The 19,978-nt window shown below is 66.4% G+C and carries 16 protein-coding genes; 3 read left to right on the top strand and 13 right to left on the bottom strand.

Annotated features, from left to right (window positions below; all coding sequences use genetic code 11):
* Window positions 1-115 precede the first annotated feature (115 nt).
* Window positions 116-1,171, bottom strand: a complete 1,056-nt coding sequence (locus ACZ9C1_RS20140) for an HAD family hydrolase (RefSeq protein WP_476254585.1) — start codon at window positions 1,169-1,171, stop codon at window positions 116-118.
* A 247-nt stretch (window positions 1,172-1,418) separates the two neighbouring features.
* On the opposite strand from ACZ9C1_RS20140, the gene ACZ9C1_RS20135 reads away from it, so the two are divergent.
* Window positions 1,419-2,810, top strand: a complete 1,392-nt coding sequence (locus ACZ9C1_RS20135) for an L-cystine transporter (protein WP_217867546.1) — start codon at window positions 1,419-1,421, stop codon at window positions 2,808-2,810.
* A 40-nt stretch (window positions 2,811-2,850) separates the two neighbouring features.
* On the opposite strand, the gene ACZ9C1_RS20130 is transcribed toward ACZ9C1_RS20135, so the two are convergent.
* The 4 genes from ACZ9C1_RS20130 to ACZ9C1_RS20115 all read right to left on the bottom strand — a co-directional run bounded on the left by ACZ9C1_RS20130 (window position 2,851) and on the right by ACZ9C1_RS20115 (window position 7,491).
* Window positions 2,851-5,241, bottom strand: a complete 2,391-nt coding sequence (locus tag ACZ9C1_RS20130; RefSeq protein WP_457378230.1) for a TonB-dependent siderophore receptor — start codon at window positions 5,239-5,241, stop codon at window positions 2,851-2,853.
* A 120-nt stretch (window positions 5,242-5,361) separates the two neighbouring features.
* Window positions 5,362-6,345, bottom strand: coding sequence for a FecR family protein (locus tag ACZ9C1_RS20125; RefSeq protein ID WP_457378231.1), 984 nt, complete (start codon window positions 6,343-6,345; stop codon window positions 5,362-5,364).
* Window positions 6,342-6,875, bottom strand: coding sequence for an RNA polymerase sigma factor (locus ACZ9C1_RS20120; protein ID WP_198753764.1), 534 nt, complete (start codon window positions 6,873-6,875; stop codon window positions 6,342-6,344). Before ACZ9C1_RS20120 ends, ACZ9C1_RS20125 begins: the two co-directional genes overlap by 4 nt.
* Window positions 6,876-6,975: 100 nt before the next feature.
* Entirely contained in the window at window positions 6,976-7,491 is a 516-nt protein-coding gene (locus ACZ9C1_RS20115) for a dihydrofolate reductase (protein ID WP_457378232.1), read from the bottom strand.
* 54 nt (window positions 7,492-7,545) lie between these two features.
* On the opposite strand from ACZ9C1_RS20115, the gene ACZ9C1_RS20110 reads away from it, so the two are divergent.
* Window positions 7,546-8,937 (top strand): DUF2868 domain-containing protein, encoded by a 1,392-nt coding sequence (locus ACZ9C1_RS20110; RefSeq protein WP_111532513.1) that lies wholly within the window; start codon window positions 7,546-7,548, stop codon window positions 8,935-8,937.
* A complete protein-coding gene (locus ACZ9C1_RS20105) occupies window positions 8,930-10,294 on the top strand; it encodes a GTPase/DUF3482 domain-containing protein (RefSeq protein WP_102681844.1) in 1,365 nt (454 codons plus the stop codon). Before ACZ9C1_RS20110 ends, ACZ9C1_RS20105 begins: the two co-directional genes overlap by 8 nt.
* Window positions 10,295-10,468: 174 nt before the next feature.
* On the opposite strand, the gene ACZ9C1_RS20100 is transcribed toward ACZ9C1_RS20105, so the two are convergent.
* From ACZ9C1_RS20100 to ACZ9C1_RS20065, 8 genes are all read right to left on the bottom strand, one after another.
* Window positions 10,469-10,882 (bottom strand): hypothetical protein, encoded by a 414-nt coding sequence (locus ACZ9C1_RS20100; RefSeq protein WP_277502500.1) that lies wholly within the window; start codon window positions 10,880-10,882, stop codon window positions 10,469-10,471.
* A 4-nt stretch (window positions 10,883-10,886) separates the two neighbouring features.
* On the bottom strand, window positions 10,887-11,303 hold the full coding sequence (locus ACZ9C1_RS20095; protein ID WP_110700251.1) for a hypothetical protein: 417 nt from the start codon (window positions 11,301-11,303) through the stop codon (window positions 10,887-10,889).
* A complete protein-coding gene (locus ACZ9C1_RS20090) occupies window positions 11,303-12,205 on the bottom strand; it encodes an NAD synthetase (protein ID WP_277502499.1) in 903 nt (300 codons plus the stop codon). Before ACZ9C1_RS20090 ends, ACZ9C1_RS20095 begins: the two co-directional genes overlap by 1 nt.
* 95 nt (window positions 12,206-12,300) lie before the next feature.
* Window positions 12,301-13,227, bottom strand: a complete 927-nt coding sequence (tagQ, locus tag ACZ9C1_RS20085) for a type VI secretion system-associated lipoprotein TagQ (protein ID WP_102681842.1) — start codon at window positions 13,225-13,227, stop codon at window positions 12,301-12,303.
* 78 nt (window positions 13,228-13,305) lie between these two features.
* Window positions 13,306-15,072 (bottom strand): formylglycine-generating enzyme family protein, encoded by a 1,767-nt coding sequence (locus tag ACZ9C1_RS20080; RefSeq protein WP_457378233.1) that lies wholly within the window; start codon window positions 15,070-15,072, stop codon window positions 13,306-13,308.
* Window positions 15,065-16,267: an FtsX-like permease family protein gene (locus ACZ9C1_RS20075; protein ID WP_277502497.1), complete on the bottom strand. Its 1,203-nt coding sequence runs from the start codon at window positions 16,265-16,267 to the stop codon at window positions 15,065-15,067. Before ACZ9C1_RS20075 ends, ACZ9C1_RS20080 begins: the two co-directional genes overlap by 8 nt.
* Window positions 16,267-16,974, bottom strand: a complete 708-nt coding sequence (locus ACZ9C1_RS20070; RefSeq protein WP_476254308.1) for an ABC transporter ATP-binding protein — start codon at window positions 16,972-16,974, stop codon at window positions 16,267-16,269. Before ACZ9C1_RS20070 ends, ACZ9C1_RS20075 begins: the two co-directional genes overlap by 1 nt.
* Complete coding sequence (locus ACZ9C1_RS20065; RefSeq protein WP_457378234.1) at window positions 16,974-19,976, bottom strand: serine/threonine-protein kinase; 3,003 nt, start codon at window positions 19,974-19,976, stop codon at window positions 16,974-16,976. The genes ACZ9C1_RS20070 and ACZ9C1_RS20065 overlap by 1 nt, the downstream gene beginning before the upstream one ends.
* Window positions 19,977-19,978: the final 2 nt, after the last annotated feature.

The following is a 19,978-nucleotide window of genomic DNA, read 5'->3' as shown; positions in this document are numbered from 1 at the left end:
CCTGAGAAGGCCTCATCGCCGGCAAGCCGGCTCCCACAATGTAATCGCAGGCCTTGGCATTGCACCTGTGGGAGCTGGCTTGCCAGCGATTGGGCCGGAACAGGTTATGCGTATTTCACTGAATCTGCTCCGGCGTCACGATCACCCAGTTCTTGTCCGCCGTCACCGGCAAGCCTTCCTTGGCCTGGGCCGCTGCATTCTTCGCGATCATGCCGTTGAGCTGATCCATGTACTTGGCCTTGCGGTTTATCCACAGGTGAATGCCGCCTTTGTTCACATCGACGCCGTGGAACTGCATGTAGCCGTCGCTGGTTGGGGTGTCGCCCCCCACCAGCACCGGTTTCTTCCACTCATTGATATAAGTCAGGATCGCCGCCTGCTTGCCCGCCATCCAGGTGGCCGGCGTCCACAGGTACGGGGTCAGCTCCAGGCCTTCGTTGGCCTTGGAATCGTACTGCCCGGCGCTGATCTGCTTGCGCGCCGTGGTCAGCTGGCCACTGGCGCGATCCTTGAGCAGCAGGCTCACACCGATCACGTTCTGTGGTTTGACGTTGTAGCCGTACTTTGGATCTGAGGCGACCATGCGTACCAGCTCTTCGGACGCCGCCGAGATCACATAGACCTCGATGCCGTTCTCCATCAGCTTGTTGTACAGCTCGGCCTGGCCCGTGAACACCTTCGGCGGCTGCACCTCGATACTCTTGACCTGGTCGCCCTCGAAGTAGGTGCTGGGGATCGGCTTGCCCGAGGCCATCAGCTCGTCGACCTGCTGCTTCAGTTCCTTGAGAGTGAAGCCCGAGAACACCTGGGCCACCCAGGGGTAGCAGACCATGTCGTCGAGTTCGCACAGGCGGTAGTAGTAACTGAACAGGCTTTCCTTATGCTCCGCTGTGTCCTTGAATGGGATCAGCTTGAGCGAGGGGTCGAGCTTGTCGCGGGTCAGCAGGCCCTTGTTCTCCATGAACGGCAGCAGTGCCTCTTCGAGGTCGAAGCGGTAGCTGGTGTTGTCCATGTCGAACACCGCGTAGTTACCCTTGTTGGCGTTGGCGGCAATCATCGCGTCGAGCTTCTGCGCGGCTTCGGCCGGCCAGTGCTTGAGCTCGGTGGCCGCCCAACTGCTGGCACTGAGCAACAGGGCAAGGCCGCCGGCAAGGATTTTCGGAGCTGACATCATGTGCGGTTCTCCCAAAGACGTGGCCGCTCAACCCTAGACCTGATTTGTGACAGGCAGGCATGCGCCACCGACCTCGAAGCAACCGCAAACGCCATGTGTATTGCCAAAAACGACCAGGCGTTATTCCATAAACGACTATGCAAATTCCTTTTAGGTATAAATTCGTTTGTTTTCAGGCTGTTAGCATTTCCGTTCGTAATCGCTCACAGAGGCGATGCCTCTTTTGCCTTTTTCCGGAGCTTCAATGAACCTGCCGCTGTCACTCAACCTGCTGGCGTTCCTGGCCCTGCTGCTGGGCCTGGCGCAAACCCGTCGCACCGACTGGAGCCTGGCCAAGAAGGTGCTGCTGGGCCTGGCCCTCGGCGTCGGCTTCGGCCTGGTGCTGCACACGATCTACGGCGCCGGGCACCCGGTGCTCAAGGCCACCATCGGCTGGCTCGACCTGGTCGGCAATGGCTACGTCGGTTTGCTGCAGATGATCGTCATGCCGCTGATCTTCGCCTCGATCCTCAGCGCCGTGGCCCGCCTGCACAACGCCTCGGCGCTGGGCCGCATCAGTGTGCTGAGCATCGGCACCCTGCTGCTGACCACTGCGATCGCCGCACTGATCGGCATCGCCCTGACCAACCTGTTCGGCCTGAGCGCTGAGGGGCTGGTGGCCGGCGCCCAGGAAAGCGCCCGCCTGCAGGCCATCCACAGCGACTACGCGGGCAAGGTCGCCGACCTCAACATCCCGCAACTGCTGCTGTCGTTCATCCCGACCAACCCGGTCGGCGACCTGGCCCGGGCCAAGCCGACCTCGATCATCAGCGTGGTGATCTTCGCCGTGTTCCTCGGCCTCGCCGCTTTGCAACTGATCAAGGACGACAAGGACAAGGGGGAGCGCGCCCTGTCGGCCATCGACGTGCTGCAGGCCTGGGTCATGCGCCTGGTGCGCCTGGTGATGAAGCTCACCCCCTACGGTGTGCTGGCCTTGATGACTAAGGTGGTGGCCAGCTCCAACCTCGACGACATCCTCAAGCTGGGCAGCTTCGTGGTGGTGTCGTACATCGGCCTGGGCCTGATGTTCGTGGTCCACGGGGTGATCCTGGCGCTGACCGGCGTCAGCCCGCTGCGCTTCTTCCGTAAAGTCTGGCCGGTGCTGACCTTCGCCTTCACCAGCCGCTCCAGCGCCGCCAGCATCCCGCTGAACATCGAGGCGCAGACCCTGCGCCTGGGCGTGCCGCAGTCGATTGCCAGCTTCAGCGCGTCGTTTGGCGCCACCATTGGCCAAAACGGCTGCGCCGGCCTGTACCCGGCGATGCTGGCGGTGATGGTCGCCCCGGCGGTGGGCATCGACACCTTCGACCCGCTGTGGATCGCCACCCTGGTGGCCATCGTCACCCTCAGCTCGGCAGGTGTTGCCGGCGTCGGCGGCGGCGCGACCTTCGCCGCGCTGATCGTGCTGCCAGCCATGGGCCTGCCGGTGGAACTGGTGGCGCTGTTGATCTCGGTGGAACCGCTGATCGACATGGGCCGCACGGCGTTGAACGTGAATGGCTCGATGACCGCGGGCGTGGTTACCAGCCAGTTGCTCAAGCAGACCGACCAGCAGGTGCTGGCTGGGGATGAGCATGCGCAACTGAGTCACTCCTGAGAGATTATCGGGGGCGCTTTGCGCCCCCGGCGATCCAGGCTCAATACGTCGCGCGCAGCTTGAGCGTCAGGTTGCGCGGCTCGCCATAGAAGTTCGAGCCCCAGGCACTGTCCACACGCTCGTAATACACACGGTCGAACAGATTGTTGGCCGTGAGTGTCGCCGACAGGTGCTTGTTGAAGCGATAGCCCACCTGCGCCGTGGCCACGCTGTAGCCACCCTGCACGAAGTCCACGCTGTTGCGCGTGTAGTAGGTGGAACTGACCACCCGCACACCACCACCGACACTGAACCCTTCCAGCGGCCCATCGGCGAACGCATAGCGCGTCCATACATTGAAGTTGTGCTTGGGCGTGATGCTGATGCCCTGGTAGTCGGCCTGACGCCCCGACTCCAGCCGGGTAAAGGCGTAGCCGGTGCTGACGCTCCAGTTGTCGGTCAGGTTGCCGGACAGCTCGGTTTCCCAACCCTGGCTGCGCACCTTGGCCTGGGCCTCGTAGAACGGCGTCTGGTCGATTTGCTGGGCGCGGTTCTCGTCATAGATGCGGAACACCGCCACGCTGCCGTTCAGGCGGCCGTCGAAGAACTCCCGCTTCAGGCCCAACTCATACTGTTTGCCCTCGCGCGGCGCCACCGTGCTGTCGCCGCCGGCCATCTGCGTCTGCGGCTTGTACACCGTGGTGTAGCTGGCATAGGCCGACAGTTCGGGGGTGAGCTTGGCGACCAGCGCACCGTAGGGGATCACCTTGCGGCGAACACTGGTGTGGGGGTCGGAGAATTCGTTGAAGAACGGGTTGGCATTGTGGCCATCGCTGTCGAACCAGATCACCCGGCTACCGAGGATCACGTCCAGCCAGTCGTTGGCGCTGAACTTGGTGCGGGCATACAGTCCGTACTGGTTCGACTTGGACGAGTTGCCGTTGTCCATGGCGTAGTCGATCTTGGGGATGTCGATGCTGCCCGGGTCGAACACGTTGATGTCGAACCACTCCCGGCCACCGTAGCGAAAGTCCTTGTCCACATGCTGGTAGTCGGCGCCCACGGTGAGCTCATGGGTACGCCCGAACGCCTCGAACGGCCGCGTCACGAAGCTGTCCAGACCCAGAGTCTTGATGTGGGTGTAGTAGTTGTAGGCCACCGCGGAACTGGCACCGGTCACCGGGTCCACGGCGCCGTCGGTCCAGGTGAAGTTGCGCGTGGGTGCCTCGGCGTCGCGATAGCTCAGCGAGGTCTTGAACTGGCCACCATCGTCCAGCGCATGGTCGACCTCGAAGAAGCTTTCCCAGACGCGCTCGTCCAGCTCGTTCCACTTCGCGTCGACGAAGGTCGAGCGCTTGACGTCGAGCAGCTTGCCGCTGTCGTAGGCCGGCAGACCGAACGCGGGCACCGACTTGTTGCGCTGGTAGGCGCCGCCCAGGGTCAGGGTGGTGGCCGGCGACAGGTCGTACTCCAGGCGCCCGTACATCATCGGGCGCTCGTTCTGGGCGTAGTCGACAAAGGCCTGGTTGTTCTCGTAGGCGGTGACGAAACGCCCGCGCAGGCTGCCATCGCTGTTCAGCGGCCCGGTGACGTCAACTGTGGAGTGGTAACGGTCATAGGTACCCGCCGACAGCTCACCAGACAGGGCAAACTTGCCCAAGGCGCGCTTGCGCACCAGGTTGATGGTGCCGCCGGGTTCGCCCGCGCCCTGGTACAGGCCGGATGGCCCGCGCAGCACTTCGACACGGTCATACATGGCCAGGTCGAACGCCGTGGCCATGTCGCCTTGCCCGGTGGGCTGGGTGACGCCATCGACCTGCACCAGGTCGACCGGGAAGCCGCGCATGTAAACGTCATTGAGGTTGGAGCCGGTGTTGTAGCTCTTGATCGTGGTACCGGTCACCTGCCGCATGGCGTCCTGCAGGCTGTTCATGTTCTGGTCGTCCAGGCGCTGGCGGGTCATTACCGACACCGACTGCGGGATGTCCTTGAGCTTCTGCTCGCCCTTGCCAAGGGTCAGCGACCCAGTGGTGTAGGAGCCGGTGCCTTCGGTGGTGGTGCCCAGCTGGCTGCTGTCGATCTTCACCGCGCCCAGTTGCATCGCGTCGTCGCCCCCGGCGCGCAGGCGCTCCAGGGTGACGCTGTCGTTGTCGATGTAGGCGGCATTCAGGCCAGTGCCCTGGAGCAGGCGGGCCAGTGCCTGGTCCTGTGGATAACTGCCACTCAGGCCCGGCGAGCGCAGGCCCTGGGTGAACTCACCGGGTACCAGCACCTGGATCCGGGTAACCGCACTGAAGGCCGCCAGGGCCGAGTCCAGCGACTGCGCTGGGATGTCGAAACGGTAGACCTGAGCCTGCGTGGCGGCCTGGGCCTGCAAGGGTCCGGCCAGCGCGGCGCTGCCAAGCGCGATGGCCAGGCCGAGCACGGCCCGAGTGGCGGTGGTTTTCATCAATGGGGCTCCCCGAAAGCGTCAAAGTGATCGACTGGCGCGGCACTGTCTGAGAGTGCTTATTATTTGCGCCTACGAAATCAAGGACGTCGGCCCGGCGGGAATCCCCGAAAAAATTTTAAATCAGCCTTCGCGCAGGATGCGCAGGTACGGTGTGTACTGGTCGGCACGCACGCCCAGGGTATGGGTCAAGGCCTTGAGCACGGCCTCCGGCTTGTCGATGTCGAACACGCCGGAGACCTTGCGCTGGCGCAGGCCGTCGCCCAGCACCAGGGTCAGCCCGGGCCAGTAGCGATTGAGTTCGGTCACCACCTCACCCAGCGGCTGCTGACTGAATACCAGTTGCCGCTCGCGCCAGGCGAAGGCGCGGGCGGGCTCGAAGCCATGCACGGCACCCGGCCCGCCTGCCGCGTACTCCAACGCCTGCCCGGGCTCGAGGAATACGCCCTGGCCGGTACCGGCACGGACCTCGACTTTGCCTTGGGCCAGTTGCACACGGGTCTGCCCGTCTGCCTCAGCCACGCTGAAGCGCGTGCCCACCACCCGCACCCAGCCATCCCCGGCACGCACCACAAAGGGCCGGGCCGGGTCGCGGGTCACCTCGAACCAGGCCTCGCCACGCAACAGCCGGACACGTCGCTCGGTGATCCCCAGTTCGACCTGCACGGCGCTGTCGGTGTTGAGCTGAATGCGCGAGCCGTCCTCCAGTTGCAGGCTGCGGGTTTCACCCGTGGCGGTGGCGTAATCGGCGCGCCAGCGGTCGAGCCAGGGCGTCTGGACGAGCAGCACACCCAACAGAACCGCCGCCGCGGCAGCGCCTGCCAGCTTGGGCCAGACCCGGCCACGGGGGGCGCGCCATGCCGCCTGCTGGTGTTCCCGCAGATGCCTGGCAGGGCCTTGCAAGGCCCCCAGCAAATCGAGCACTTCCTCCCAGGCCTTGGCATGCGCCGGCCCCTGCGCGCGCCATACGGCGAACGCCTGGCGTTCGTCCAGGGTGACGTCCTCGGCATGCAGACGGTAATACCAGGCTGTGGCTTCGGCGAACAGGCGCTCGCTGTCGGGCAGGTCGCTCATGGGATCGGTCGCACTCTCGGGATGACGGCTCATGGACGTTGCCCTCTCGCGTCACCGGCCAGCCGCGCCTGGATGAAGGCGCGGCAATCGAGCAATGCCCGACGCAGCTGGTACTCGACACTGCGGGGCGTGACGTTCATGCGCTCGCCGATTTCGCGGTAGGTGCAACCGTCGACATGATAGAGCAGGAAGATGTGCCGGGTCGCCTCGGGCAGGGCCTGGATCGCCGCCTGCATCAGCGCCTGCTCCTGCTGCGCGGCCAACTGGTCCTCGGCGCCGGGGGCTTCGCTGGCCAGTTCGTCGCTGGGCTCGCCGCCATCCAGGCGCTCGCGGCGAATGGCCTGGCGCTGATGATCGCGCACCAGGTTGCTGGCAATCGTGAAGAGGAAGGCCGGCAGGTTGTCGATCTGCTTGTCGGCAGGCAGCCGCGCCAGGCGCAGGAAGGACTCCTGGGTCAGGTCGGCGGCCACTTGGCTATTGCCGGTGCGCCGTGCGACGAACGCCTCCAGGGCCTTCTTGTGCTCGGTGAACAACCGGGCGATCTGCTTGTTCCACGAAGACACGGCACATCCTGGCTCTGGGTCTCAAGAGGAGCGAACGCTAGCAGAAGATGATATTTGTTCGCAATTGCAGTTATTGCGTATCAGCGGGCCCCGAACACACTCAAGCCTTGTCCCAGACTTCGAAGTGATAGGCCGGCTTTTCCGCTTCGGACTGCGCCTCGCTCGACGTCAACTGCCACTGCCCGTGGTCGAACTCCGGGAACCAGGCATCGCCTTGCGGCGACAATTCCACCCGGGTCAGGTACATCCGGCTCACCAGCCCTTTTTCCAGCGCCTGCCCATACAGCTGCGCACCGCCGATCAGCATCAATTCCCCGACGCTCTGCTCGCGCGCCCACTGCTCGGCGCGCACCAGCGCCGCCTCCAGCGAGGCGAACACCTCGGCGCCGGCCAGTTGCAGTCCAGGCTGACGGCTGACGACGATGTTCAGCCGCCCCGGCAATGGCCGGCCCAGCGAATCCCAGGTCTTGCGCCCCATGATTATCGGCTTGCCCAGGGTGGTGGCCTTGAAGTACTTGAAGTCCCCCGGCAGGTGCCAGGGCATGGTGTTGTCGATGCCGATCACACGGTTCTCGGCGAGCGCCGCGATCAGGCTGAGGGGGAGTGATGTATTCATGCCGGCGAGGATAGCACCGGGCGCGTGGGTTATGCTTGCGGCCAGACCTGTGCAATGGAAGAGCTTGTGACTGCACCCACTCCACTCGACAAGCGCTGGCTCACCGAAGCGGTACGCCTGCGCGAGGAACACGCCGGTCCCCTGGAGGACCAGGAGGCCAACCGACGCGCCCGCCAGCAGGGCGGCGACCTGGCCACACGCATCGAGGCCCGCGCTCTGTGGCTGGCCGAGCGCGACGGCATGGACGCGGCGCTGCGCCACTGGAAGCAGGGCGCACGGCTGGCATTGCTGAGCTTGATGGTCCTGGCTCTGTTCAGTGGCGCCGGCCTGGGGCTGGCGGCCCTGGGCGACGGCCAGCGGCCGGTGAACGTGTTCTGGGCCCTGGGCAGCCTGCTCGGGCTGAATCTCGTGCTGCTGCTTGGCTGGGCCGTGGGTTTCTTCTTCGCCGGTGAGCATGGCGCGGCGCTGGGCCGCCTGTGGCTGTGGCTAAGCGAGCGTTTTGCCCGTGACGCCAAGGCCGCGCAACTGGCTCCCGCGCTGCTGGTGCTGTTGCAGCGCCAGCGCCTGAACCGCTGGCTGCTCGGCCTGCTGGTGCATGGCCTGTGGTCGCTGGCAATGCTCGCGGCGCTGGGCATGCTCCTGGCGCTGCTGGCGACGCGACGCTACGGCTTCGTCTGGGAAACCACGCTGCTTGCCGCCGAACCTTTCATCACGCTGACCCAGGCCCTTGGCGCCCTGCCCTCGCTGCTCGGTTTCGCCGTCCCCGACGAGGCGATGATTCGCGCCAGCGGCGACACCCTGCCTGCACTCGATCTGGCGCGCCAGGCCTGGGCCAGCTGGCTGCTCGGCGTGGTGCTGGTCTATGGCCTGCTGCCCCGCATGCTGCTGGCCGCGCTGTGCCTGTGGCGCTGGCGCCAGGGCCGCGAGCGCCTGGCGCTGGACCTCAATCTGCCAGGCTACGCGCAACTGCGCGAAGCCCTGATGCCGCGCAGCGAACGCCTCGGCGTGCAGGATGCAGCCCCCGACACCCTGCCCCGCTTCGAGGCCGGCCAACTGGAACGCGACGGTGGCGGTGCCCTGCTGGTCGGCCTGGAACTGGACGACCAGCGCCCCTGGCCACCCGCACTGCCCCGCTCGGTCACCCATGCGGGCGTGCTCGACAGCCGCGAATCGCGCAACAAGCTGCTCGAGCAACTCAGCCGTTTCCCCCCGGCGCGCCTGGCCATTGCCTGCGACCCGCGTCGCTCGCCCGACCGGGGCAGCCTGGCCTTGCTCGCTGAACTGGCGCGCAACGCCGGCGCCACGCGTATCTGGCTGCTGCAGGCGCAGCCCGGCCAGGCACTGGACGCGGCACGCCTGGGCGATTGGCACGAGGCCCTCGACCGCCTGGGCCTGCCCCATGCCGACACCTCGCCCCTGACCTGGCTGGAGCATGGCCATGACTGAGCCGCTGAAACTGGCCGTGGTCGGCCACACCAACGTCGGCAAGACCTCGCTGCTGCGCACCCTCACCCGCGACGTCGGCTTCGGCGAGGTCTCGCACCGCCCCAGCACCACCCGCCATGTCGAAGGCGCCCGCCTGTCGGTGGACGGCGAACCGTTGCTCGAGCTCTACGACACCCCCGGCCTGGAGGACGCCATTGCCCTGCTCGACTACCTGGAGCGCCTCGAACGCCCGGGCGAGCGCCTGGACGGCCCCGCTCGCCTTGAGCGTTTCCTCCAGGGCAGCGAGGCGCGCCAGCGTTTCGAGCAGGAAGCCAAGGTGCTGCGCCAGCTGCTGGCGAGCCATGCCGGTCTGTATGTGATCGACGCCCGCGAACCGGTGCTGGCCAAGTACCGCGACGAGCTTGAGGTGCTGGCCAGCTGCGGCAAGCCGCTGTTGCCGGTGCTCAACTTCGTTGCCAGCAACCAGCACCGCGAGCCCGAATGGCGCGAGGCCTTGGCGCGCCTGGGCCTGCATGCGCTGGTGCGTTTCGACAGCGTGGCCCCGCCCGAGGATGGCGAGCGCCGCCTCTACGAAAGCCTGGCGCTGCTGCTGGAAGAGGCCCGCCCTGCCCTGCAACGGCTGATCGATGACCAGCAGGCCCAGCGCGAAGCCCGTCGCCACAGCGGCAAGCGTTTGGTCGCCGAGCTGCTGCTCGACTGCGCTGCCTGCCGGCGCAGCGTAGAGGCCGAGCCCGCCGCCGAGGCGCAGGCCATCGAAGCGCTGCGCCAGGCGGTGCGTGAGCGCGAGCAACGCTGTGTCGAGGCGCTGCTCAAGCTGTATGCGTTCCGTCGCGAGGACGCCAATGCCGGCGACTTGCCGCTGCTCGATGGGCGCTGGGGCGACGACCTGTTCAATCCGGAGACCCTGAAGCTGCTCGGTGTGCGCCTGGGCAGCGGCGTGGCGGCGGGCGCGGCGGCAGGTGCCGGCGTCGACCTGCTGGTTGGCGGCCTGACCCTGGGCGCCGCCGCGCTTGCCGGGGCCATTGCCGGCGGCGCGCTGCAGACCGCGCGCAACTATGGCTCGCGCCTGATGGGCAAGCTCAAGGGCCAGCGCGAGCTGACGGTGGATGACGCCGTGCTGCGCCTGCTGGCGCTGCGTCAGCAACAGTTGATACTGGCCCTGGAGGCACGCGGGCACGCGGCGCAGGACAGCATCCGCCTCGCGGCGCCGGAGGACAAAGGCTGGCGCGAAGGCAAGCTGCCCGAGGCCTTGCGCAAGGCGCGGGCGCATCCACAGTGGTCGACGCTCAATCCCGGGGCACGGGTCAACCAGGCCGAGCGGCAGGAGCAACTGGAAGCCCTGGTGGCGGAACTGTAGCTCCGTGCGCGGCGCCAACCCGCGATGATGGCTAGGGTCTGTATGAAAAGTCTTGAGACGAAGGTCAGGCAAGGCGAAAACAGCCGAGGAAGCGGAGTTTACGGGTTGTAAATGAGCATTCCGAGGCTGTTTTCAACGCAGCATCACCGAGTATCAAGGCTTTTCATACAGAGCCTAGGGCTTTGCCTTGCGCCTTTGCTCCCGGTACTGCGCCAGGAGAACGCGCATTTCTCTGTACCTGTTGCTATTGATCAACAGCAACGCTACCAGCGCTGCCAGCAGGCAGCTCGCGTAGATGAACATGTTGGGACGATATCCATAGGCCGGCAACGCGATCACCAGGCTGGCCAGGCACATCGCGGCCACGAGCCAGGCTCCCCACGTCCGCCCCCGAACTACAGCGCCATGGCCCAACATGAAGACTGCCAGCGTCAGGAACAGACTCGAAGCGAAGGCGCCATCCTTCAGGCAGTTCCGGCAATACGTGCTCCACACCAGCGCAAATGTCCAGGACACGGCAATGATCGACGAGAAGTAGGCGCCGATGAATACGCCGAAGTAACGCTTCAGAAAAGGCTTGAGCGTCATTGCGCTAGCGCCGCACCTTGCGCAGCTCCACCAACCGCCGCCGCATCTCTCGATGCCGCTGGCTGTTGAATACCAGCAGCGCGAGCAATGGCAGCGCCAGCAGGATTGCCAGCAACACGGCATTCACTCCACTACCGAGCAGGCTCAACGCCATCAGCAAGGCCACAGTCGGTACAGGGAGCACCACCCATACTGCCCATGTGAAGCCCCGGACCATCGCGAAATGCCCGGAACACAGCAGCAAGACCAGCACCGCGCTGGACATCATGGTGAATAAGGGGTTATCCGGGTGATTGCGCCAGTGACTGTCGATCCACAGAGTCGCTGACAACGCCGCCGACAGGAGGCAAATGAAAAACCCCAGCAAGAACGTCGGGAAGTAACGGCGCATGAAAGTCTGGAATTGCGCAGGCTTCATCATCACTCGATCTCTTCGTATAGCCCTACGGCTATGCTCTGCACCGTGGCACTCCCGGCCAACCCGAAGGTGGCGCCGAGCGAGTCGCGCATCAGGGTCTGCGTGGCGTGGCTGATCTCGGTCGGGGTGTAGCGCTTGGTCATGGTCCCTGCCGCCTGCTGCAACTTGATCTGCCTGGCCGTCAGGCTCGGGTGCTTGATCGACAGCAGCTCGTCGGTCAGCGCCTTGCGCTGCTGGCGGCTGAGGCTCTTGGACAACTCCAGCCAGCTGCGACCCGTGGCGGCCTTGTGTACTTGCAGGTACTTCAACGTGCTCAGGCCCGACGCGCCGACACCCAGCAACGAGACGCCATCGAGCACCATCGAGGCGGCCTGGTACCACTGGTTCTCATCGAGGGCATCGTTAGCCGCTGGGTTGGTCACTTCACGCACCGTGCGCATTACACCGATGCCGCACTGGACGCTGCTGGCGGTGGCGGCGGCGCCACCGACATAGGTCAGTACCAGGCTGGTACCACCGGAAAAGGGCGCGGCAATGGTGCCACTGAACACCACGAACCAGCCGATCACAGCGCCCGCACAGGAAAGGGTGGTGTTGACCGCCTCCTTGACCACCCGCGACTCGCGCGGATTGTGCTGCAACTGCTGGGTGTACTGGTCAGGTGTCTGGTACTTCTTGATCTCGCGCAGGATCACGCGCTTGGGGCGGATGCTGCAGATCGGCTGAAACTCACGCAGGGTGACAATGTTGTATTCGGCGTCGATGTACACCACACCGGCACCGACGATACGCGGGTCGGCGTCGATGGCGGCGAACATCTGCGGCAGGTTGATCCGCGCCTGGATACGCTGACGGGCAAGAAACTGGGAGTTGTTGGCCAGGGAATTGACCAGAAGATCTGTCACGAATAGGTTTCCTTGCACAAAGCCTGGCCAAGTCGCATGACCTGCAGGCGTGGGCTTGCCCCGCGCCTACAGGTCATGCAAGCAGCCTCAACGGATCACACGTTCGGGCACGGCACCGGCGCCCAGTCACCCATGTCCGGGTTGCGGCACATGGCGTTGACCTGGTCGGCGCCCGCCTTGGCCACCTGCTGGGCCTCGGCTTTCTTGCCGTTGGCGTTCTGCAGGGTCTTCTCGGTGGCCACCGCTTCCTGTGGCACCTTGGTGTTGGTCTTGGCCGGCTGGACCTTCTTCACATCCTTCTTCTTGCCGGTGGTTGCCACCTTCGGCGGCTCGGCCACTGCGACCACTTCGGTGCGCTGCACGCCCACCTGCTTGAGGTCCTGCTCGTAGGCCTGGGTGTAGTTGTTGAGGTTCTCACCCAAACGACCGTTCACGGTGGTCAGCAGGTTGTTCGACTCCTGCAGGCCGGCAACGATCTCGGCCAGGCGCTTGCGGCCCTCGGTGTCGTTGATGCGGCCAGCCTTGCGGTTCTGGATCAGGCTGGCGAACTCGCGCTGGTAGCAGCTCTGCGACGACTTGGCGTAGGCCGTGGTGCGGTCCATGTCGGCCGCGCTCTTGTCGATGTCGGTGGCGTACGAGGCGATGCGCTGCTTGTCGTCGCTGATCTGTTTCTGGCGCTCGGTGTAGTAACCGGCCGCGCCGCCAACCAACGCGCCGCCAGCGGCACCGATGGCGGCATTGCGGCCGCGGTTTTCCTTGTCGACCAGGGCACCGGTGAGGGCACCGCCGACCGCGCCGAGCAGCGCGCCGGTGGCGACCGAGCGGGTCATGTCACCGTCGGTGGAGCGCAGGTGCTGCACCGGCTCGTAGCAGTTGGGGTAGTACTCGACCTTGGTCGTGGCGCCAACCTTGGACGCCGGCGAGCTGGCGCAACCGCTCAACAGCACGGTGCTGAAACCGGCTGCCAGCAGCAGTGCGGTACGGGCCTGGGATGCGGTGATCAGGGGTTTGCGGGTGAACATGGTCTGGTTTCTCTTCTTGGGTTTCTGGGTGACCGGGGGCTTCGTGCCACCCGGGAGTCCTTTCTGTCGAAGCTGTCCTTAGGGTCGCGGGGCGGCCGATGCCAGCAGCTCCTTGAGGATCGTCGCCGGATCGGCCCGCCGGTTCTGGCGGTACTCCCCGACGTGGCGGACGAACAGGGTGGCGCGGGTGACCAGGCTGTTGCCCAGCACCGGCTTGCGATTGAGCTCTTCCTTGACCCGCTGGAACTGCGCCTGGATCACCGCGTCGGTGTAGCGCGTGCCACTGGCCAGGTTGTCGATGTAGATCGCCACGGCGCCGTCGAGGGCGGCGCGGCCATTGGCGATGGCGGCGCCGTACATGCGCGCGCTGGTCTGGTCGCCGGAAGCCTCGGCCTTGGCCTGGGTGTTCTGCAGGTTGGTCAGGCGGATGTTGTAGTTGTTGACGGTTTCGGCCACCAGGGCGGCGGACTGGATCAGGTTGCCGGCCGCTTCCTCGCGCTGGCGGGCGATCAGCGACACGTTGCGCTTGAGCTCTTCGTTGACCAGCCCCAACTCGGCCTGCTGGCGCGGGTCGGTGGCGGCGGCGATGATGCTGTCAAGGCGCTTGGTCGGGTCTTGGGCGGCGTCGATGTCGTCGGTCAGGCCGGCCAGGCGACCTTCCTTCTGCCACTGCTCGAACAGCTCCTGGTAACGCGAGCGCGGCGCCGACAAGGCGCCGATGGCCACGCGGAAACCAGTGGTCTCGTTGCGCTGCTCGGTGCCGTCGACGCCGAACAGCGGGTACTCGCGGCGCATGCCGGTGAACAAGGTGCCCTCGCCTTCTAGGTAGTTGCCGCCCTTGACCACGAAGCCGCCGTAGGCGCCCTGCAGGCGCCCGGCGTTGACCAGCTGGAACGACTCCTGGACCATCTCGGCGGCGTTGCCGATCACATCGAACAAGCCCAGCGGGTTGGGCTGTTTGGTGCCGATCGGCATCAGCCGCGCCGCCTGCCCGGTACCACCGGCGACCTGGTTGAACACCGCGAAGTCGCCCAGCGGCCCTTCGCTGTCGGCGCCTTCGACCTTACGCGGGAACAACCGCCCTTCCAGCTCCTGGCGGCTGACCGCCGAACCGCCACGGGCGGCGAACTCCCATTCCACCTCGGTGGGCAGGCGCACGAAGCCCACGCCACCATCCTCGGCCTTGCTGCCTCGGCCGCTGACCGGCAGCAGGTCGCGGTGGTGCTTCATCAGCCAGGCGCTGTAGACGGCGGCGAAGCGTTCGGCCTCGAAGCGCGACAATTTTACCTTGGGCAGGCGCCCCGCCGCGTCGTTGTTCGCCTCGCAGGCCGGTGCCGCGTCGCCGCCGGCCAGCGACGGCGCCTGGGCCATCACCTGGGCGTATTGGCGGGCGGTCACTTCGTACTTGCCGATGAAGTACATCATCGGCGTGAGCGGGCTGCCTTTGTCGACCTTGGGCAGGCTCGGGCCAACGGCCTTCTGCCACTGTGGCGCCAGGTCCTGCAGGCTGAACTGGCCGTTGATGAAGTCGCGCCGGTAACCGGAGATGAACGACTGCTTGTAGCCGGCCTCGCCTTCGCTGAACGGGTAGCCGAGGTTGACCTCGCGGTCGTCGAGGCTGCCCTGGGCCAGCACATAGACACTGCGCAGCACCAGCTCACCGCCACAGGGCAGCGGCAGGCTGACATCGCCCGGCAACGGTTTGGGGTTGTCGAACTTGCTTTCAGTCCCCGGCTGCGCCTGGGCAACTGGCTTGGCCTTGTCGTCGCCATCGGCCGGGGAACAGGCGCCCAGGCTCAAAGCGGTCAGGAGCAGGGCGGCAGCCCCGAGGCGGCGATCAGACATCACGTATTCCTTGGCAAGCCTCGATGCGCGCCACCCGCCAGCCGCCCAGGGCGGCGGCGGCGGTGCTGGCCAGCAGCACGGCACACAACGCAACGAGGTAGTGCATGGGCAGCAGGTGGCTGGCGAACTCGCCGGGCACCTGCATGAAAAGTCGGTTCAGGCCATGTTCGGCCAGCAGGTACAACAATCCCGCCGCGGCGGCGGCAAAAAGGCCGCTGTAGAGCGCCTGGAGCACCACGAACAACAGCAGCGCAGCAGTGCCGAAGCCCAGCAGACGCAGCACTGCCAGCTCGCGCTGCTTGCGCTCGACCGCCGCGACTGCGCCTGCGGCGATGGCCGCTACGGCGCCGGCCACAGCCAGGCTGGCGATGATCCAGAACACCAGGTCGAGATTGCGGCTGAGCGATTGCACCTGGGCGATCTGCGCGGCCTGAGTGGAAACCAGCAGCTTGCGTTCGACGAAGAACTGGCGCAGCGGCTCGACATCGCTCAGTTCGCGGGCATACAGGCGGAAGGCCGGGTACACCCGCTGCGCCGCGCTGCCTTGCGCCTCCCCCTGCCAGCCCAGCGCAGCCACGGCGCGGCCATCACGGTAATCCTCGACGGCTTCGAGCAGTTGCAGCGAGGCAAACAGGCCATCGCGCTCGAACGCAGCCAGGGGCAGCACGCTGCTGACCTGAAGGCGCGCCCGTCGCCATTGCATCTGCCCGGCCTGCTGGCGACTGAAGCTGGCCTGCAGTTCGTCCCCGGCCCTGGCACCGAGTTTTTCTGCAGCGGTAAAGCTCAGCACCACCTGTAGCAGGCCGTCCGGGGGGGCGACCTGCCCCAGCAAAGGATCGCCCTCGGCAGTGGGCAGCATCTCCGCCGTCAGGCCACGCCCATGGGCCGGGAGCAACAGCTCGGCGGTCGCAGCGATCTGCCGGGTGCGCGGGATCGCGAAGGCCACTCGCGGGTGCCGGGCCAGTTCCTCGATGAACTCGGCGCGAAAGCGCCCACCGCCCAGGGGAATGATCTCGCGCACACCCGGGTCGCGCTGCAGGCGCTCGGTCAGGCTGCCGACCAGTCCGAACTTCAGCCCGAACAGCACCAGCAACGGCGCGATCACCGCTACCAGCGCGAGCACGGCGCACGCCGACAGCCGCGCATCGTTGCGGTAGTCCTGCCAGGCCAGCCCGGCGATCAGCAGCGGGCGCATCAGGCCGCCCGCTCCAGGCACGCCGTGACGCCGCCATCGGCTTCGCGCCGGCAGGCCATGCGCAGCACTGTCAACCCGGCGTGGCGGGCCAGAGCCTCGTCGTGGGTGGCGACCACACAGGTCACCTGCCGCGCTTCGGCCTCGCACAGCAACAGCTGCATCACCCGCTCGGCGTTGACCGGGTCGAGCGAGGCGGTCGGTTCATCAGCCAGAAGCAGCGTCGGGGCATGGGCCAGGGCACGGGCACAGCTGACCCGCTGGCGCTGGCCGAGGGACAGGGTGGCGGGTTTCTTGCCCAGCTGGTCGTGTACATCCAGCGCTTCGGCCAGGCGCTCGACACTGCCGTCATCGCCGAGCCCCAGCAACTGGCGCGGCAGAGAGATGTTGCCGCGCACATCGAGAAAACCCAGCAGCCCACCCGCCTGCAGCACGTAGCCGAGGTGGCGGCTGCGCCAGTTGGCCAAACGGTCGAGCTGCCGGCCGCGCCACAGCCCGGCGACATCCTCGCCGCCGAGGACGAAGCCCTCTGCCGCATCCGGCGCCAGCACCAGCGCCAGCAGGTCGAGCAAGGTGCTCTTGCCGCAGCCGCTGGCTGGCCCGACCAGCGCCACCCGCTCGCCCACGGCCAGGTGCAGCCGGTCGATCTGCAGGCTGTAGCGCTGAGCACCTTGCCCGCGTGTCTTGCGCACTCCGTCCAGGCGGATCATCACGGCAGCGTCGACAGCGGGACACGGTACAGGGCGTCGCCCGGTTCGGCCTTGCCGAAGCGCACCCAGTTGGCCATGTCGTTGTGGAAGGTCTCGTACAGGCGGATCTTCGAGTCCAGTTCGTCGATGAAGTCTTCCTGCTCGGCCACCGACAGCGACAGCCACAGGTCCTGGGTCATGCTCAGGGACTTGCTGCGGTACGGCAGGCCGTCTAGGTATTCGCCGAGCACACCGCCCTGGGCCAGGTTGGCGCCCTTGCGCAACGCGCCGGGGTCGCGGCTCATGTAGGCACTGGCGCTGGCGATCTCGTTGAAGAAGTCGCCTGGCGAGCTGCGGGTCTTGCGCGCGGCATCGACGATCAGCTTGAGCGACTGCTGCAAGTCGTTGAGCTGCAGCTTGGTCAGCATCACGCACACCTGCAGGGTCGGCAGCATCGGGTTGGTCAGGTCGCGGTCGGCGGTCCAGGCGCTGACCAGTTGCGGCGCCTGGCTGGCGCCGTGGCGGCCAAGGAAGTCCATGTGCATGGCGTAGCCGATGGCCTGCGACTTGGCCGCCAGGCTCGAGGCCGAGGTCAGCAGCGGCACGGGTTGCGGTTGCTGGTTGCGCACCTGGTGCACCAGGTCGGCAAAGGTCGAGCCGATCTCGCGCACGCGGTCGCCGAAGGCACCGACTTCACCGCCCGGCACGCTGACGTAGAGGTCGCCGATCTGCGGGTTGCTGTCGGCGGTGAGCACACGGTACTGGGTCTCGGCCGCGCCGTGGTTCTTGAGCCCGGCGGGGGTGCGCAGGTGCAGGGCGTAGATCTTGATCTGCTTGCTCAGGGCGGCCTGGCGCACTTCGGCTTCGTTCATCTGGGTGCTGCTGAACGGGTCGTTCTTGCGCAGCGCGCCGGCATCGCTGACCAGCAGGATCAGACGCCCGCCGTAGCCGGACCAGTCCATGCCCTCGACCGCCTGCATCACGCCGGCGAAGGCGTCCTCGTTGAACGAGTGGCTGGAGACGCTGGTGGCCTTGACCTGCGAGGCGGCCTTGAGGAAACGCGCCGGATCGCGGCCCTGCTCCAGGCTGACCAGGGTCTTGCTCAGGTACTCCAGGCCCGGGGTGCGCTTGACGCTGTTGCGAAAGCCGACCAAGCCGAAGCTGACGCTGTCCAGCTCACCACGGGCCGCCAGTTGCTGCTGCAGCTCGCTGACCACCTGGCGCACCCGATCGATGTACGGCTGCATGGACACCGAAGTGTCCACCACCAGGACGATGCCGGTACGGAAGCTGTTGTCGCCGACCGCCGCGACGCCGGCCGCCTTGGGCGCGCTGTCGCGGGCGCTGGCACCGGGGTCGATGGAGGCGATGTTAAGCAGTTGCACCGGCTGGCCGCCGGCGTCGAAGCTTTCGCGGTAGTCGAAGATCGGCATCAGGTAGAACTGGTTTTGCGGCACGGCGCTGGCCGCCGGTTCCAGGGCCATCACCTGGGGCACCTGGTCGGGGTTGTTCTGCGCCTTGAGCAGGCTGTCGCGGGCTTGGGCGGTGTCGTCGAGCAGATGCTGCACATCGTCCACCTGACGCATGAACATCACCGGCGAGCGCCCCGAGCGTTCGGTGAACTTGAGCACCAGGCTCTGTTTCCAGTCACTGGTTTGCGCCGCCGGCAGCCAACCCTCGCGCTGGCCGTCACTGGCGGCGCCGACCTGGACCCAGGCCTGGCCGCCGACGTCCTTGCGCTGGTAGACATAGAGCACGGAGAAAGCTGGCAGTGTCTCGCCCGCGGCATCGCCAGGCTGGGTCACCAGCTGGGCATCAGGCTTGGTCAGCACACGCTGGAACAGGGTCTTCTTGCCGGGCATCAGCAGTGGACGACCGTCGTCCGAGGCGGCCACCGGTGTGACTTTGGGTTCGGTGGGGGCCACGCTGTCGGCGGGCGCCTGCACCACCGGCGTTTCAGGCGCGGGCGCGTCATTGCCGCCGAGCAACCAGAAGAACGCGCCGCCCAGCCCCAGCGCCGCCGCGATCGCCACCGCCAGCACGGCCTTGGCCGGCTTGTTCGAGGCGGGCTTCACAGCGGGCGCGGGCTTGGGTTCGGACCGCCGGGCAGGCTCGCTCACGGGAGCGGCAACGGCTTGCGGAATATTGATGGACACCGGCTGCGGGATGGCCGGTGGCGGGATCGGCAGCGGGCGAACCAATGTGCTGTCGTTGTCCTCGACCGGCGCCTGGACCGTCAGGCGATCCAGCGCCGCCAGCAACGCCGCCGCGTCAGCGAAGCGCTCGTTGGGATCCTTGGCCAGCAGACCGCGCAGGATGTCCTGGTAGCGGCCATGTTCGATGGGCAGTTCCGGCAACGGCTCGGTCAGGTGCGCCAACGCCGTGGACAACGCATCGGTGCCGTTGTACGGCAGCTTGCCGACGAGGATTTCGTACAGCACCACACCCAATGCATACAGGTCGGCGCGCCCGTCGATGTCCATGCCGCGCGCCTGTTCCGGGCTCATGTAGCTCGGCGTGCCGACGGCGAAACCGGCCTGGGTGAACTGGGTGCGGTCATCCAGCGACTTGGCGATGCCGAAGTCCGATAGCACCGCGGTGCCATCGGCGCGGAACAGGATGTTGGCGGGCTTGACGTCGCGGTGCACCAGGCCCTGGGCGTGGGCATAACCCAACGCCTGGGCGATCTGGCGCACGTAGACGAGGCCCTGCTCGGGCGTCAGCCCCGCGGCGATCCGCTCCTTCAGCGTGCCGCTGGGCAGGTACTCCATGGCCATGTAGTACAGCTCGCCGACGTTGCCGATGTCGTGGATGGTGGCGATGTTCGGGTGCGCCAGCCGCGCCAGGGTTCGGCCCTCGCGCAGGAAGCGCTCGCAGAAGGTCGGGTCGGCGGCCAGGCTCGCCGCCATGATCTTCAGCGCCACCTTGCGCTCCAGGGAGCGCTGGGTGGCGAGGTACACGCTGGCCATGGCGCCCTGGCCAAGCTCGCTGTCGATGTCGAATCCGGGAATCTGCATGTCCATGG

The sequence above is a fragment of the Pseudomonas sp. TE21435 genome (genome assembly GCF_056279265.1).
The sequence above is the reverse complement of the archived record's forward strand: the minus strand, read 5'-3'. Positions and strand labels throughout refer to the sequence as shown.

Excerpts from the sequence above, each read along its gene's own strand:
- ACZ9C1_RS20070 (WP_476254308.1), bottom strand. The coding sequence starts at position 16,974 with ATGATCCGCCTGGACGGAGTGCGCAAGACACGCGGGCAAGGTGCTCAG.
- ACZ9C1_RS20100 (WP_277502500.1), bottom strand. The coding sequence starts at position 10,882 with ATGACGCTCAAGCCTTTTCTGAAGCGTTACTTCGGCGTATTCATCGGC.
- ACZ9C1_RS20125 (WP_457378231.1), bottom strand. The coding sequence starts at position 6,345 with ATGAGCCGTCATCCCGAGAGTGCGACCGATCCCATGAGCGACCTGCCC.
- ACZ9C1_RS20075 (WP_277502497.1), bottom strand. The coding sequence starts at position 16,267 with ATGCGCCCGCTGCTGATCGCCGGGCTGGCCTGGCAGGACTACCGCAAC.
- ACZ9C1_RS20080 (WP_457378233.1), bottom strand. The coding sequence starts at position 15,072 with ATGTCTGATCGCCGCCTCGGGGCTGCCGCCCTGCTCCTGACCGCTTTG.
- ACZ9C1_RS20095 (WP_110700251.1), bottom strand. The coding sequence starts at position 11,303 with ATGATGAAGCCTGCGCAATTCCAGACTTTCATGCGCCGTTACTTCCCG.
- ACZ9C1_RS20065 (WP_457378234.1), bottom strand. The coding sequence starts at position 19,976 with ATGGACATGCAGATTCCCGGATTCGACATCGACAGCGAGCTTGGCCAG.
- ACZ9C1_RS20110 (WP_111532513.1), top strand. The coding sequence starts at position 7,546 with ATGGAAGAGCTTGTGACTGCACCCACTCCACTCGACAAGCGCTGGCTC.
- ACZ9C1_RS20140 (WP_476254585.1), bottom strand. The coding sequence starts at position 1,171 with ATGTCAGCTCCGAAAATCCTTGCCGGCGGCCTTGCCCTGTTGCTCAGT.
- ACZ9C1_RS20135 (WP_217867546.1), top strand. The coding sequence starts at position 1,419 with ATGAACCTGCCGCTGTCACTCAACCTGCTGGCGTTCCTGGCCCTGCTG.
- ACZ9C1_RS20115 (WP_457378232.1), bottom strand. The coding sequence starts at position 7,491 with ATGAATACATCACTCCCCCTCAGCCTGATCGCGGCGCTCGCCGAGAAC.
- tagQ (WP_102681842.1), bottom strand. The coding sequence starts at position 13,227 with ATGTTCACCCGCAAACCCCTGATCACCGCATCCCAGGCCCGTACCGCA.
- ACZ9C1_RS20105 (WP_102681844.1), top strand. The coding sequence starts at position 8,930 with ATGACTGAGCCGCTGAAACTGGCCGTGGTCGGCCACACCAACGTCGGC.